The organism is Bradyrhizobium sp. Bra64, from assembly GCF_024519875.1.
GTDB lineage: Bacteria > Pseudomonadota > Alphaproteobacteria > Rhizobiales > Xanthobacteraceae > Bradyrhizobium > Bradyrhizobium japonicum_G.
The window spans coordinates 122037-137410 of record NZ_JALJRD010000013.1 but is presented as its reverse complement, the minus strand read 5'-3'; the positions used below and the strand labels follow the sequence as shown (position 1 = coordinate 137410).

Below are 15374 nucleotides of genomic sequence, written 5' to 3'. Positions count from 1 at the left end.
ATGCGTATTTTCTCGATGATTGCCACTGCCGGTGCGATGATGGCGGGTTCGGCCGGTGCATTCGCCGGCGAGCTTCCCTCTTACGAAGTGAATTCGTTTCCGATCTCGACGACGCAAGTCCAGGTGCTCGGCGGCGCCGGCGTCGAGCAGCAGCCGACTGCGCCCGCGATGGTCGTCGCCGGCATGCCCGCCTCGCCCACGCAAATGTCCGTGCTGTCGCCGCGCGTCAAGCGGCTTGCGGCCGCCAACGCCACCAGCGAGCAGCGTTGATCGGCGCTGAGCGAGGCGCACCACCTCATTATCTCATTCCCGCATTCGCGCGCCGACATCAATCGGCGCGCGCTCGATTTATATGAATACTAATTCCAAATCCGATGATTGCGGGACTATTGCGTCCCTCCTGCACTTCAAGCTTCCGACTACACTTGTTAGTCGTCGCCCCGCAAATGATGGGGTCGCAAATGACAACATATCTACGGACGACGGCGGGATTGATCGGCGGCGTCCTGCCGCTGCTGGCAGGCTTGGTGGACGCCGCACCGGCCGAGGCGCAATCATCGTCTCAACAGCTGCCCGCCGTCGTCGTCGAACAGTCATCATCGCGGCCGGCGGCACGTCCGCGTCCGCTTCGCTCCCGCCAGGCTGCGCAGGCGGCGAGCCGCCGTCGTCAGGCCGAACGGATGCCGTCGAATGCCAATGCGCCGTCAGCCGGCGCAAGCACGGTGACGGAGACCGCAACAGGCCCGGTCCACGGGTACGTCGCGACCCGCAGCGGCACCGGCACCAAGACCGACACGCCGTTGCGCGAGACGCCGCAATCGATCAGCGTGGTCACCGCCGACCGGGTCACCGACCAGGGCTCAACCACCGTGCAGGAAGCGCTGCGCTACGTGCCCGGCGTGTTCGCCGATGCCTACGGCGCGGACTCGCGCGGCGATTATCCGCGCATCCGCGGCCAGGACCCCAACATCTATCTCGACGGCACCCGTGTGGTGAACACCTTCAACTTCAACGAATGGCGGCCGGAGCCCTACACGCTGGAGCGCATCGAGGTCTTGCGCGGCCCCTCTTCCGTGCTCTACGGCGACACCTCGACGGCGGGCCTGTTGAACCTGATCTCGAAGCGCCCGCAGGCGGAAGCCGCCAACGAGATCGGCGTGCAATATGGCAGCTTCAACCGCAAGCAGGTGCAGCTCGACTCCACCGGAAAGCTGACCGGGGATGGCGAGTGGCTCTACCGCTTCGTCGGCGTCTTTCGCGACAGCAACATGCAGACCGACTACGTCAAGGACGACCGGATCGTGCTGGCGCCGTCGCTGACGTGGCGGCCGACCAACAACACCAGCTGGACCGTGCTCGGCACCTATCAAAAGGACAAGACGGGCTCGTCGACCGCCTTCCTGCCGCACGAAGGCACGCTCTATCCCGGCCACAACGGATTCATTCCGATCAACCGCTTCACCAGCGAGCCGGGCTGGGATCGCTACCGGACCGAGACCGGCGCGGTCTCCAGCCTGTTCGAGCACCGCTTCAACGACGCTCTGACCGTCAGGCAGAACCTGCGCTATACTCGTGTCGAGGGTATTTATCACGGCTTGTATCCGGACGTGTACTCCACGCCGGACAATCCATTCCTGGATGCCGAACGTCGCACGGTGGCGCGCTACATCTGGGCCCGGGACAGCGTCAAGGACAATTTCACCTCGGACAGCAATGCCGAGCTGAAGTTCGCAACCGGCGCGCTCTTGCACAAGACGCTGTTCGGCATCGACTACCGCGGCTACAAGGAGCGTGCCTCGTCCGGCGCAGGCTACGATGCGACGCCGTTCGATCTCTACGCGCCGGTCTACACCGGCGTCACGCCGCCGGTCATGTCGGCGGAGCCGGATCTCCGCCAGAGCCAGCTCGGCCTCTATGCGCAGGACCAGTTGCGGCTCGGACCATGGCTCGCAGTGCTCGGCCTGCGCCACGACGACGTCACCAGCGCCACGCAGGGCTCTCCGGTCGAGCATTACCAGGCGACCACAGGCCGCGCCGCACTGATGTACGAGCTGCCGTTCGGCGTCACGCCTTACGTGACCTATGCGCAGTCGTTCAATCCGGTGTTCGGCAGCGGCGTCTGCGCCACGGTCTGCGCGCCGCAGCGCGGCGAGATGGTGGAGCTCGGCTTCAAGTACAATCCTACGCCTGGCAACGCGATCAACGGCGCCATCTTCGACACCACCGAACGGAACCGGCTGGCCAGCGACCCCGACAATCCGCTGATTTCGATCCAGACCGGCAAGGTCCGCATCCGCGGCGCCGAGCTCGAGGTGCTGGCGCGCATCACGCCGGAGCTCGACCTGATCGGAGCCTACACCTATCTCGATGCCCGCGTGGAGAGCGGCGACAACACGGGCAAGCATGTCGAGACCGTGCCGGATCACCAGGCCTCGCTCTGGGCGAAGTACCGTCTCTCCCTGCTCGGCCTGCCCGGCGTCACGCTTGGCGGCGGCGTGCGCTATATCGGCACGTCATGGGACGGCACCGACACGATCCGCACACCCGATTACACCCTGTTCGACGCCATGGTCCGTTACGAGACCGGCCCCTGGCGATTTCAGGTCAATGCCAGCAATCTCTTCGACAAGCGTCACGTCACCACCTGCCTCGCACGCGGCGACTGCTTCCTCGGCATCGGTCGCACGGTACTCGGCAGCGCGACCTACAAATTCTAGCAAGGAGGTTGACGTCATACCCCCGCGCATGAGGTAGCCGCACAACAGCGCGCGCTGAGCCAGCGCTTGAATCTTTGCGCCTTCTCCTGCAAGCCAGTTGGCCAAAGCTCGCAGGATTTTCATGATATGACCCGGATGAAGGCAGCAGTGATACGCGAGGCCGGCGGACCCGAGATGCTGCGCATCGAGAGCTGGCCCGTGCCGACGCCTGCCCCGGATCAGGTTCTCATTCGCGTCAAGGCCTTCGGCCTCAACCGGTCCGAGCTCTTCACCCGGCGCGGGCTATCGCCGGGCGTGAGCTTCCCGCGCGTGCTCGGCATCGAGGCGGTCGGCCTCGTTGAGCAGGCGCCGAGCGGCCGGTTTCGCAAGGGCCAGATCGTCGCGACGGCCATGGGCGGCATGGGACGGCAGTTCGACGGCGGCTACGCGGAATATGTGTGCGTGCCGGCCGCACAGGTCCAGGCGCTCGAGACCGCGCTGTCGTGGGAAAGGCTGGGCGCATTGCCGGAGATGCTCCAGACCGCCTGGGGTTCGCTGTTCACCGCCTTGCAGCTCAAGCACGGCGAGCGGCTTCTGATCCGCGGCGGGACGACCTCGGTTGGCCTTGCGGCCGCGGCGATCGCCAGCAAGCACGGCGCCGAGGTGATCTCCACCACGCGCAATCCCGCGCGCACGGACCTGATGCGCTCCGCCGGGGCGGACCTTGCCATCATCGATGACGGCCGGATCGCCGAGAAGGTCAAGGCTGCAAGCGGAGGCGGCGTCGACAAGGTGCTCGAGCTCGTCGGCACGACGACGCTGACCGACTCCCTGCAATGCGTGCGGGCGAACGGCATCGTCTGCATGACGGGCATGGTCGGAGACAAATGGTGGTTCGATCAATTCAGCCCGATGGACGTCATCCCCAATGCCGTCAGCCTCACGGTTTACTCCGGAGGCCCTGACGACTTCATGCAGACGCCGCTGCAGGAACTGGTACGGCAGATCGAAACAGGCGCCCTTCGCGTCCAGGTCGGGCGGGTCTTTCATCTCACGGAGATCGCGGAGGCGCACCGCTGCATGGATGCCAACGCGGCCGGCGGAAAGATCGTCGTCATCACCGATTGAGGTGCGCCTCGTCCCAGATGACGGACCGGACGGCTAGGTCATGCTGCCCGGCATGAAGCAGCGCACGCGCGGATGGCCGTCGATATAGTGCTTCCACACCATGGTGCGGCCGATCTTGTTCGGCTCGGTGATCACGGCGCCGTCGGGCACGACGACCCATTCGTCGTCGAGATGCACGCGATAACGGCCCTTGTCGGATTCCCAATCGACATCGGCGACCCCATAGCCGTCGGCATCGGAACAGCACTGGCCGTATTCGCTGTGCAGGCTCTCGAACCAGGGTTTTAGCGGTGAATTCGCGTAGCGGCCGTCGTCGCGCGCGAGCGCCGAAGTCGCAAGCAGCGCCGTCAGCCCCAGCAGCGAGGCAGCACATAGTCTGGCAAGTCGCATGTCGTCTTCCTGCGGATCGCAATCGGCGCCGCGAGGGACAGACGCCGCCGTCCGCCTTCCGCACGGTGGCGGCAGGCGTGAAGACGGCGACTCGCTCCCCAGCGGCTTTGCAACAGCTATGCAAATCCGGCGCCAGCACGCATTCCGGGGAACTACTGCCGCAAGCTGTTGTGTGCACATTGCTTCAGGCTGAGCACGCTCGCGATCTGCCGCAGCTATTTTTGGAGGCTTTCCTTGTCGTGCCGGGACGTGTACGAACGTTGCCGCGAACCTTGTCGCATTGTTTAACAGACTGTTTGGATTAGAGAAATCGGATGTTGGCGTGACAGGCATCGGACCGTCAGCGCTATGAGTTCCAGAGAGTTGCTCCCTGGCCAGCAGGACGCGACCGATTTGCCTGCAAACGAGGTGCAGTTTGCGCTGGTGATTTCGCGCATGCTGGAGACGGTGAAGGACGATCCGGAATTCAGGCGGCAGCTCGTCTACGATCTTGCCCGCTACAAGCTCCAGGAGCAGTTTACCTACGCCGACGCCAAGAACATCGACCAGATGAAGCGGGCGCTCGAGGTCGCGATCGAGGAGGTCGAGAAGTTCTCGCGTGAAGCGCCGCCGCTGGAGCGGTTGCCGCAACATCAACTCACCTCGTCGAAGGCGGGTCAGACAAGCGGCCCGCTTTTGTCCGCCGACACTCCGGTGCTGCGCTCGGGGATCGAGGCGTCCACTCGGCCTGCGATCTCGGGCCCGCTCTGGCCGGTGATGAAGCGTACAGGGGCCATCCTGCTTGCCGCCGTCGCCATCGCTCTTCTCATTTCGCAGCGAGACCATATCGCCGCGCTGCGCCGGCTGGTTTCATCCCAGTCCCAGGAGATCGCGCTGGTCCCGCCCAAACCGGAGACGACGATCGCGGTCAGCAAGCCTGAAATGGTGACCGCCGTCGCGCCGCCGGCGAAACCGGCGCGCGTGCTTCCAACCGACTACGGCGTCTACGCCTTGATCGATGACAAGTCGCTGGCGGAGTTGAATGCGACCGGCATCATGGCGCCGGACATTCGCATCGCGATTTCACCGGAGTTCAAGAACCCCGGCCGGCCGCATCTGCCGAACGGGCGCGTCAAATTCATCGTATTCCGCCGCGACGTCGCAAACGCGATTCCCGAACGGGTCGAGGTTCGGGTCGTGGCAAGGATCGCCAGAGAGTTCTCGAACGACGCCGCTGGCAAGGCGCTGAGTGGCGGAGACGACGTCGGCGTCATCCGCAACTTCGCCTATCCGTTCCGGGTGTCACCGATTCCCGGGGCGCCCGAGATGCTTGAGCTCCACGCCGGCGATTCAGAGCTCGAACTTCCGCCGGGACATTACGTTCTGAGCCTCGGCACGCAGGCCTATTACTTCCGGGTCGACGGCGAGATCACCGATCCCCGGCAATGCCTCGAGCGGGTCGTCGCCGGCGGCACCTTCTATGCACCGTGCAGGAAGGCACGAACGTACTGACGGTCCTGTAGCCCAGGTGAGCGCAGCGATAACGGCTGCCCCGCATGTCGCTTCGCTCATGCGGGCTACAAGAGAATGCGCAAGCAACCCTACTGCTTCTGCGCCGGCGCCATCATCGCGCCGCCCTTCTTCGCCGCTGGCGCGGGCACCGGCTTCGTCGCCGCGGTCGCCTGGGCAGGAAGATATTTGGCGACGATGGCTGGATCGACCTGCGCGATGTTGGCGTCGGGCAGGCGCGTCCAGGTCTCGTCCTTGCCGAACAGCGAAATGCCGAGGAAGCCACGCATGGTCAGGGTCTGGCCATCCGGGCTGACGGTCATCTTGGCCTTCCAGATGTTGCCGTCGCGCGGATTGACCACGTTGCCGCCATCATACTTCAACCCGTCGCGCTTCATGTCGCGGATGAAGGAGAGCCCGAGCACCGGCGCGTTCTTGCGATCGTCCGTGCATTTCGTGCAGGCCTCGTTCGGATCATCGCCGGCCCGCGGGAAGGTCTTTGCAATCACGCCTTCGAAGATGCCGTTGTGGTCGATGAAGAGGAACCATCCCACCGTCTTGCCGTCTTCGACCTTTTGCCAGAGGCCCGCGGCGGTCGGCTGGGCCGGCGCTGCAGCCGACATTTGCGCCGCAGCCGGGCTTGCCGCACCGAGCAACAGCGCGAGGAGCGAGAGCAGCCGAAAGCTGGAAAAGAAAATCCGCATCATCATCACCTTGCTGAGCCAATCGCCTTGCCGAGCCGCCACCGCAATGGCCGCAGACTACGGCGATTTCGCGAACGGTTCCAGCACCAGAAGCGCTAGCACCAGAAACATGGGGCATCGCCGCCCCGTCCTGCCGTGTCAGTTGACGCCAAGCTTCTTTTGCAGGCTGGAGGACGAGGTCGTGTACTGAAACACCAGCCGCTTGTCAGGATAGACGTAACGATGGGCTTTTTGCGACATCAACGCGCCTTCGTGGAAGCCGCACAGGATCAGCTTGATCTTGCCGGGATAGGTGTTGATGTCGCCGATCGCGAAGATGCCTGATACGTTGGTCTCGAATGCCGAGGTCTCGACCGGCACCAGATTGTTCTCGAGCGCGATGCCCCAGTTCGCGACCGGACCGAGCTTCATGGTCAGCCCGAAGAACGGCAGCATGGTGTCGCAGGAAATCTCGCTCACGATGTTGTCGTTGCCCTTGACGGTGGCGCCGGTGAGCTTGCCCTCGGCGCCCGAGAGCGCGGTGACCTGGCCGAGCCGCAGATCCATCTTGCCGCCTGCGACCAGCGCGCGCATCTGCTCGACGCTGTGAGGGGCGGCGCGAAAGTCGTCGCGACGGTGCAGCAGCGTGATGCGCTTGGCCAGCGGATGCAGATTGAGCGTCCAGTCGAGCGCGGAATCGCCGCCGCCGACGATCAGCACGTTCTTGTCGCGGAACGTCTCCATCTTACGCACGGCATAGTGCACCGAGGTGCCCTCATAGGCTTCGATGCCCGGTACCGGCGGACGCTTGGGCTGGAACGAGCCGCCGCCGGCCGCGATCACCAGCACCCTGCATTCGAACACCTTGCCGGCGTCCGTGGTGCAGCGAAATGCGGGATCGCCGATCTTCTCCACCGTCTCGATCATCTCGCCGAGATGGAAGGTCGGATGGAACGGCTTGATCTGCTCCATCAGCGCGTCGGTGAGGCCCTGCCCCGAAACCTGCGGAATGCCGGGAATGTCGTAGATCGGCTTTTCCGGATAGAGCTCGGCGCACTGGCCGCCGACCTTGTCGAGGATGTCGACGAAATGCACCTTCATATCGAGAAGGCCAAGCTCGAAGGCGGCGAACAGACCGCAAGGGCCGGCGCCAATAATCAGCACATCGGTTTTGATCACGTCGCTCATGTCGTCTCTTTATCGGTCGTTATCGGTTGGACGGCGCCCGGCGGGCAGAGGTGACCCTGCCTGTCTAGCCAACGGGGATGGATCAGGGAAGGCATAAAAGCGGGAGCGCCCCGCAGCCGTGCCCACTTGCCGGGTCAGGATAACTGGGCTGTAACGATCAAGGATATGACGGAGATCAATCGGTGAACGCACCAAGCCGCCTCGATACGACGCCGCGCCTGGAGGACTATCCCTATCGCCTCGCCGACAATGTCCGTTTCGGCGATCTCGATCCGAACCAGCACGTCAACAACGCGGTCTACGCCACCTATTTCGAGACCGGCCGTGTCACGCTGATGAAGAGCCCGGAATACGGGCTGACGCCGCCAGGGCTCGCCTGGATCATGGTGCGGCTCGACATCCATTTCCGCGCCGAACTGCACTGGCCGAACACGATCGAGCTCGGCCTCGGCGTCGTGAAGCTGGGGCGAACGTCGGTGACGTTCGAGCAGGTCGTGTTTTCGGAAGGAAAGTGCATCGCATCGGCGATTTCGGTCGGCGTGACGATCGACGAAGCGTCGCGGCGGCCGACGCCGCTCACTGCGGAGGTGATCGCGAAGCTGAGGCCCTGGCACAAGCGCGGCATCGAGGTCGCGATGCCGGGCCCATGATTCAATCAGTGAGGATCGGGCCTGCTGCAAAAATCAGGCTTGCAAGAAAGACATGAAAGATCAGGCCTGGCGTTCCGGTGTCGCCACGACCAGCCCGTCGAGCTCGTCGGAAACCTTGATCTGGCAGGACAGGCGGGAGTTCGGGCGCACGTCGAAGCCGAAGTCGAGCATGTCCTCTTCCATCGGCGTCGGGCTGCCGACCTTCTCGCGCCAGGCTTCGTCGACATAGACATGGCAAGTTGCGCAGGCACACGCGCCGCCGCATTCGGCTTCGATGCCGGGAATGCTGTTGCGGATCGCGGCTTCCATCACGGTTGCGCCGTTCTCGACTTCCACCGTACGGGTTTCGCCCTTGTGGTCGACAAAGTGAATCTTGGCCATGTGTGCTCGTGCTGCCGCGGTGCTGTGAATGAAGGAGGGTCCGGGCTGTCCTATAACGGGTCGATTAGCCCGGCGCCATAGCGTTTTGAGGCGAAATGAATCCCGCTTTACGGGAAGAAAATACGTCAAAACAAGACGCTAGAGCCCGGTTCTGACCGCGCCGGCCTCAAGGCTTCAGGATCGCCTCGATGGCGGTGCGAGCCTCGGTCACCGCTTCTTTCAGCGCGGCGAAGGCGTGGGGCCGGTTCTGGCCGGTCCGGATCGCGGTCTCGAGGCTGGCTGCAGCGTCCGCCACTGCAAAGGCGCCGATCCCGCGCGCCGAGCCCTTCAGCTTGTGGGCGAGTGCGCCGGCCTCGGCCGGCAGCGCTGCCATCGCCGCGATCAGGCGGACCGCCTGCTCGGCAAACATCGCCAGCACTTCGTGTTCCAGCTCAGGGTCGCCGAGCGTCATGCGGGAGAGGTGATCGAGGTCGAGCGGGCTGTCGATGGGTGCAAGCGGGGGCGAGGGCATCCAGTCCATCCGTTGCAGTTCAGGCGTCATGGCGCAGGCCCCCGGCATCGCGCGATGTCCGCCGGTCCGGCGGTCAGGTTCCTCTCACCGAAGCACGGAAATGGTTAACGAAGTGTTCGGGCCGTTTTACGTAAATCCGCCCGTTTATTGACGAAAAGTTGCCGCAATCCGGCGAGTCCCGTGGAGAATTGCATTTATTGCTAAGGCGTTACGGCGCGATCCTGTTAACGATGATTAAGATTGTCTTAATCGCAGGCATTTCATTCGCGACGCTCTGCCAATAGGATGTTGCGGAAATTGGCGGACAAGCCGTCCGGGTGGGGATGGCTCGGAGATCCGCGCAAGCGGCATGATCCGGTCTGTGGGCTTGCGTAGCGCGCAGGGCTCGCGGGGGGACGCGTAAAAGTAACGAGGGCTCGGACTGAACATGGCGAACACTCCGAAAAAGGTCAAAGACCCCACAGAAGTTGCGCTTTCTGCGATCCAGGAAGCCCTGAACATCAGCGACACCGCTGCGGACACCAGCCGCAACGCCTCGATGCGCAGCGAAACGCCACCTCCGGTAGCCCCGCCGGCTCCCCCGATGTTCGACGAACCGGGCTTCGAGCCGCGTCCTGCCGCGAACGAACGGGCGGTGTTCGATCCGATCGAGGAGCCGCGCTCCTCGCGCCGTGCCGCCAACGACGACCGCGAGACCATCGGCCAGTTGCTCCAGGCGCTTCAGAAGGGCCGCCCTGCCCGCAGCGTCTACACCTTCGCCACCATTTTCGCCGGCGTATGGCTCGCAGCCTGCGCGGCGCTGACGGTCGGCTTCCTGCCCTCGATCCAGGCCGCCATGGGCCAGAGCGGCGGCGTGCTCGTCATCGCCGGCCTGATCGCGATGTTCTTCGCGCCGATCATGCTGTTCTACTTCCTCGCGAGCCTGGTCTGGCGCGGCCAGGAAATGCGCATGATCGCGCAGGCGATGGCGCAGGTCGCGATTCGCTTCTCCGAGCCAGAAGGCTCGGCCTCCGATTCCATGGTCACCGTCGGCCAGGCCATCCGCCGCGAGGTCGCGGCGATGGGCGACGGCATCGAGCGCGCGATCGCGCGCGCCGGCGAACTCGAGACGCTGGTCGCCAACGAGGTCGCGGCGCTCGAACGCGCCTATTCGGACAACGAAGTGCGCATCCGCGCCCTGCTCCAGGACATCGCGCATCAGCGCGACAACCTGGTCGGCCAGGCAGAGCAGGTCCGCAGCGCCATCTCCGGTGTGCAGATCGATTTGCGCCACGACATCGCGCTGATCTCGGACGCGATCGCCTCGCGTGTCGACGAGGTCGCCAAGTCCATCACCGGCGCTCTCGAAGAGCGCGGCGCCCACATCACCGGCGCCCTGAGCAATGCCGGCGACAACATGATCCTCGCCCTCGGCGAGCGCGGCGGCGACCTGCTCGACCGCCTCGAGGAGGCCAGCAACGAGACCACGCGCGCCGTGCTCGACGCCAGCGAGCGGCTGACCACCAGCCTCAACTTCAAGACCGGCCACGTCCACGACGAGTTCGTCGACCTCGCCGACCGCGTCCACGAGATGCTGAACGAGCGCATCGACCGCATCACCGGCGAGTTCGAGCAGCGCTCCGCCGCGATCGTCGACGGCATCTCCGAGCGCACCGAGCAGGTGCACGACAGCCTGAAGAATTCGTCGGACTCGCTGCTGCTCGAGCTCGAGCTGCGCTCCAACGACATCTCGGCCAAGATCGACGACGCCGGCAGCCGGCTCGCCAACCAGATCATGACGAGCGGCGACAAGGCGAGCGAGGCGCTCGACGCCACCGTCAACACCCTCGTTGCCAAGGTCGTGAGTCAGACCGAGACCGCGCACGACTCGCTGTCGCTGCAGATGAGCGCCTTCGACGAGCTGGTGAAGAACCAGGGCACCGAGCTGGTCGAGAAGTTCGCCCGCGACTCGGGCACGCTGGGCGCGCTGATCACCCGCCACATCTCCGAGTTCGACCGCACCGTGAAGACGTTCGGCGGCGAAATCGTCGATCGCATGGGCCAGCGCACGCAGGACATCCATGAGTCGCTGAAGACCTATGTCGACAATTTCGACACCCGCTTCACCGAAAACGGAGGCGAGATCACCGCGAAGCTCGATCAGCGCCTGGTGCAGTTCGAGACCACGATCGGCGAACGTGTCACCAATCTGGATGCCTCGCTGAACGGCAAGATCTCCAGCCTCGACAGCACCATCGAAGGTCACATCAAGACATTCGACCAACAGCTCGGCAGCCGCGTCAGCGCGCTCGAGCAGTCGTTCGATACCCGCGCAAGGTCCGTCACCGAGACCATCGACGTACGCCTCAACACGCTCTCCTCGTCGCTGACCGACGGTGCCGCGCAGGCGATCCAGTCGGTCGATACGCGGTTGACGCACCTCACGACGACGCTCACCGGCGGCGCGTCGCAGGCGCTCGAGTCCATCGACTCCCGTCTCACCAACCTGACGACAACGCTGACCGATGGCGCCTCGCAGACGATCCAGGCGATCGATACGCGCCTGACGCATCTGACGACCACCCTCACCGGTGGCGCCTCGCAGGCGCTCGAGTCCATCGACTCCCGCCTCACCTACCTCAACACCGCGCTGACGAACGGCGCTTCGCAGGCCGTACAGTCGATCGACACGCGCCTCACGATCCTGACCTCGACCCTCACGGACGGCACCGCCCAGGCGATCGAGGCGGTCGACCGCCGCATCACCAGCGTCGCCGAGCTGATCGACGGCCGCAGCATGCATCTGACCGACACGGTCACGGCACGCTTCCAGGACATCCACCAGGCCATCGAGACCAAGGTCGGCTCGGTCGCTAGCGACATCGACGTGCGCGTGGCGCAGTTCGAGGACCTGCTCGGCTCGCGTGTCGAGGCCGTCGCCGGCCGCATCGAGAGCAGCGGCCGCCAGGCCAGCGAGGACATGATGTCCCGCGCCGAGATGATCTCGACGGCGATCCGCTCGCATGTCGAGGACGCCGAGCGCTCGCTCACCAACCTCGTGGTCAACACCAGCGAGACCATCCAGACCGGTGCGCGCACCGCGCAGCAGTCGCTGATGACGGTCTCCTCCGACGTCAACGCCCAGCTCAAGTTGACCTCCTCCGAGGTCGAGCGCGCGCTGACCGCGGTCGGCACCGGCGCCGCGAACTCGATCCTGAGCAGCGCCCGCGAGGCCCAGTCGACCCTGGTCGCCGCATCCGGCGATGCGTCCAACCAGATCAAGTCGCTGTCGGCCGACGTCGAACGCACGCTGTCGGCGGCAGGCTCGGCGACCGCAGCCTCGATCCTGGCCGGCGCCCGTGAGGTGCAGACCACGCTCGTCACGGCCTCTTCCGATGCGGCCAACCACGTCAAGACCCTCACCGCCGACGTGCAGCGCTCGCTCTCTATGGCGGGCACCACCACGGCGGAATCGATCACCGCCGGCGCCCGCGACGCGCAGAGCGCGCTGATCGCGGCCTCGAGCGAGACCGCCAACCAGATCAAGGCGCTGTCCTCGGACGTGCAGCGCTCGCTCTCTATGGCGGGCACCGCGACGGCCGAGTCCATCATGACCGGTGCGCGCGAGGCACAGAGCACCCTGGTCACGGCGTCCTCGGATGCCGCGAGCCAGGTCAAGTCGCTCGCGGCCGAGGTCCATCGCTCGCTCTCGCAGGTCGGCCAGTCCACCGCCGAGACGATCACGTCCAGCGCCCGCGACGCCCAGACCACCCTGCTGTCGGTCTCGGCCGAACAGACCAGCCAGGTCCGTTCGCTGGCGGCCGAGATGCAGCGCGCGCTGGCGACCGCCGGCGGCGCCACCATCGAGGCACTCACCAGCGGCGTGCGCGAGGCCCAGGGCACGCTGATCTCCGCCTCGACGGACGCGGCGAGCCAGATCAAGTCTCTGACCACGGACATCGAGCGCACGCTGACCTCGGTCGGCGCCGACACCGCCTCGACCATCCTCAACAGCGCGCGTGAGGCGCAGACTTCGCTGACCTCGACGTCGGCGGATGCCGCCAGCCAGATCCGCACGATCTCGACCGAGATCGAGCGCACGCTGAGCGCGGCCACCGCGAACGCGACCAACGACATCCAGACCAGTGCGCTCAACGCCCAGAACGCGCTGATCAACGCCTCCAACGAGGCCAGCTCGCGGGTCAAGTCGAGCTCGGCCGACGTCGAGCGCTCGGTGCTCGCCGCCAGCAGCAGCTTCGGCCAGGCCATGACCGGCAAGACCGACGAGATCGTCACCTATGTGCAGCAGCAGTCCGACCGTCTCGCGAACATGATCGACGCCAAGCGCGGCTCGCTCGTGGACGCGATCGGCTCGAAGACCAGCCAGCTCACGCTCGACATCGACCGCGTCACGTCGGACGCGCTGAAGTCGATCGAGACGCGCGGCCACGCGTTCTCGCAGACGATGATGGGCAACGGCTCCGAGGTGGCGCGGACCATCAACTCGGCGAGCGAGATGGCGACGGGTGCCGTCAACAAGTCGCTCAAGGACCTCGAGCAGGCCTCGCGCGCGGCGATCGACCAGTCGCGCCAGGTCTCGATCGCGGCCGTCACCGAGATGCAGGAGACCAGCAAGATCCTGCGCACCGACACGGTCGCCCTGTTCGAACGCCTGCGCGAAGGCAACATCCTGCTCCAGGAGGTGCTGACCGGCGCGCACGACAACCTCAACTCGCTCGAGCGGGCGCTGGTGACGCGCGTCGCCGACTTCGTCTCGGCGATGAACGACGTCACCTCGCGCAACGGGGCTGCGACGCAGAACCTCGAAGACCAGCTCAACGTCTTCAACACGAAGACCACCCGGGCGCTGCAGGATCTCGGCGAGTTGTCGACCCAGTTCGACGCGCACGGCAAGGCGCTCGTCGAGGCCGCCAAGGTCGTCGAGCAGAGCAACAAGAACACCACCGCCTCGCTGGCCGAACGCAAGCAGGCGCTGGAATCGCTCGTCACCACGATCGACCTGCGCACGACCGATCTCGACCAGCGTCTGTCGCGCTTCACCGGCCTGCTCGATGAATCGCTGGCAGCCGCCGAAGAGCGTGCCCGCGACATCGCCCGCGTCGTCGCGGAGACCGCCGGCGCAGGTTCGGCCGCGATCACCCGCCAGTTCGAGGCGGTGCGGTCGGCCTCCGAGGAGGAGCACCGCCAGACCATCGAGGCCATGCAGGACATCTACCGCCAGACCACCGACGAGGCGGATGCGATGTTCAAGCAGTCGGCTGAGAAGTTCGGCAACCTCGTCTCCAGCATGAAGCAGATGGCGTTCGAGATGCACAATGAGCTCGAAGCCACCCGCAACGAGCTGCGCCGCGGCGTGCTCGAGATGCCGCAGGAGGCCGCCGAGAGCACCGCGCAGATGCGCAAGGTGATCGTCGACCAGATCGAGGCCCTCGCCGAGCTCAACCGCATTGTGGCTCAGCACGGCCGCGGCCTCGACGTCACCACGACGGGCCGCGCCAGCGTGCAACGCCAGGAAGAGCCGATGCTGGCGACCGTCGGCGCGCGCAGCACCGAGACGCGCGTGCGCGACACCGGCAGCGCCTCGACGCTGCCGCCGCCCGACCTCGGCATGCCGGCCGCGCGCCGCACCGAGGCTCCGCCGGTTGCACCCGCGGGCAACGATCAGGGCCGCGACGGCTGGCTGTCCGACCTGCTGAACCGCACGGACGCCAACCAGGGCGCGCCCGCGGGGCGTGAAGCGCCGCGCGGCCGCCAGGCTGCGCCGGCCCCGCAGCCGCAGGCTCCGCAGGGTGGCGGCAATCCGCTGGAATCGCTGTCGCTCGACATCGGCCGGCTGATGGACCGCAACCTTGCCGCCGAGATGTGGGACCGCTACCAGCGCGGCGAGAACAAGGCCTTCACCAAGCGCCTCTACACGCCCGCCGGCCAGAAGGCCTTCGACGAGGTCGCCCGCAAGTACCGCGCCGACCGCAACTTCAAGGGCACGGTCGACCGCTACGTCGCCGAGTTCGAACGCCTGCTGGACGAAGTCGCTCGCGACGGCCGCGGCCCGCAGGAGCTGCGCAACCACCTGACCTCGGAAACGGGCCTGGTGTACACGCTGCTGGCGCACGCGGCAGGCCGGCTGGGGTAAGACGCAACTTGCGATATGGCGAGTAGCGAATAGCGAATGAAAAACGGAGCCCTCGCGGGCTCCGTTTTGTTTTGGATTGTCATTGCACGAGCAGCTCACTGCGCATCGGGGAATTACGGCCCCTAC

Annotated in this window: 11 protein-coding genes; 6 read left to right on the top strand and 5 right to left on the bottom strand. The window is 65.5% G+C overall.

All coding sequences use genetic code 11. From position 1 onward, the window contains the following. The 3 genes from NR187_RS28860 (at window position 1) to NR187_RS28850 (ending at window position 3824) form a co-directional block, all read left to right on the top strand. Complete coding sequence (locus NR187_RS28860; protein ID WP_256808498.1) at window positions 1-270, top strand: hypothetical protein; 270 nt, start codon at window positions 1-3, stop codon at window positions 268-270. 191 nt (window positions 271-461) lie between these two features. After that, entirely contained in the window at window positions 462-2717 is a 2256-nt protein-coding gene (locus NR187_RS28855) for a TonB-dependent siderophore receptor (protein ID WP_256808496.1), read from the top strand. Window positions 2718-2843: 126 nt separating this feature from the next. Then, a complete protein-coding gene (locus tag NR187_RS28850) occupies window positions 2844-3824 on the top strand; it encodes a zinc-binding alcohol dehydrogenase family protein (protein ID WP_256808495.1) in 981 nt (326 codons plus the stop codon). Window positions 3825-3857: 33 nt separating this feature from the next. On the opposite strand, the gene NR187_RS28845 is transcribed toward NR187_RS28850, so the two are convergent. Continuing rightward, window positions 3858-4214 (bottom strand): hypothetical protein, encoded by a 357-nt coding sequence (locus NR187_RS28845; RefSeq protein WP_256808493.1) that lies wholly within the window; start codon window positions 4212-4214, stop codon window positions 3858-3860. Window positions 4215-4562: 348 nt separating this feature from the next. Between NR187_RS28845 and NR187_RS28840 the strand changes: the two genes are divergently transcribed. After that, entirely contained in the window at window positions 4563-5705 is a 1143-nt protein-coding gene (locus tag NR187_RS28840) for a hypothetical protein (RefSeq protein ID WP_256808492.1), read from the top strand. 89 nt (window positions 5706-5794) lie between these two features. On the opposite strand, the gene NR187_RS28835 is transcribed toward NR187_RS28840, so the two are convergent. Both NR187_RS28835 and NR187_RS28830 read right to left on the bottom strand, forming a co-directional pair. After that, a complete protein-coding gene (locus NR187_RS28835; RefSeq protein WP_211385069.1) occupies window positions 5795-6406 on the bottom strand; it encodes a DUF2147 domain-containing protein in 612 nt (203 codons plus the stop codon). Between the two features lie 138 nt (window positions 6407-6544). After that, window positions 6545-7573, bottom strand: a complete 1029-nt coding sequence (locus tag NR187_RS28830; protein ID WP_211385068.1) for an NAD(P)/FAD-dependent oxidoreductase — start codon at window positions 7571-7573, stop codon at window positions 6545-6547. Between the two features lie 182 nt (window positions 7574-7755). On the opposite strand from NR187_RS28830, the gene NR187_RS28825 reads away from it, so the two are divergent. Beyond that, on the top strand, window positions 7756-8223 hold the full coding sequence (locus NR187_RS28825) for a thioesterase family protein (protein WP_211385067.1): 468 nt from the start codon (window positions 7756-7758) through the stop codon (window positions 8221-8223). A gap of 60 nt (window positions 8224-8283) precedes the next feature. Here the strand turns inward: NR187_RS28825 and NR187_RS28820 are convergent, their stop codons facing one another. Together NR187_RS28820 and NR187_RS28815 are read right to left on the bottom strand one after the other, a co-directional pair. Continuing rightward, window positions 8284-8604, bottom strand: coding sequence for a 2Fe-2S iron-sulfur cluster-binding protein (locus tag NR187_RS28820; protein ID WP_027560383.1), 321 nt, complete (start codon window positions 8602-8604; stop codon window positions 8284-8286). Between the two features lie 166 nt (window positions 8605-8770). After that, on the bottom strand, window positions 8771-9145 hold the full coding sequence (locus NR187_RS28815; protein WP_211385066.1) for an Hpt domain-containing protein: 375 nt from the start codon (window positions 9143-9145) through the stop codon (window positions 8771-8773). Between the two features lie 397 nt (window positions 9146-9542). Here NR187_RS28815 and NR187_RS28810 point away from each other — a divergent pair, with 397 nt between their 5' ends. Then, entirely contained in the window at window positions 9543-15248 is a 5706-nt protein-coding gene (locus NR187_RS28810) for a negative regulator of septation ring formation (RefSeq protein WP_256808489.1), read from the top strand. Window positions 15249-15374 lie beyond the last annotated feature (126 nt).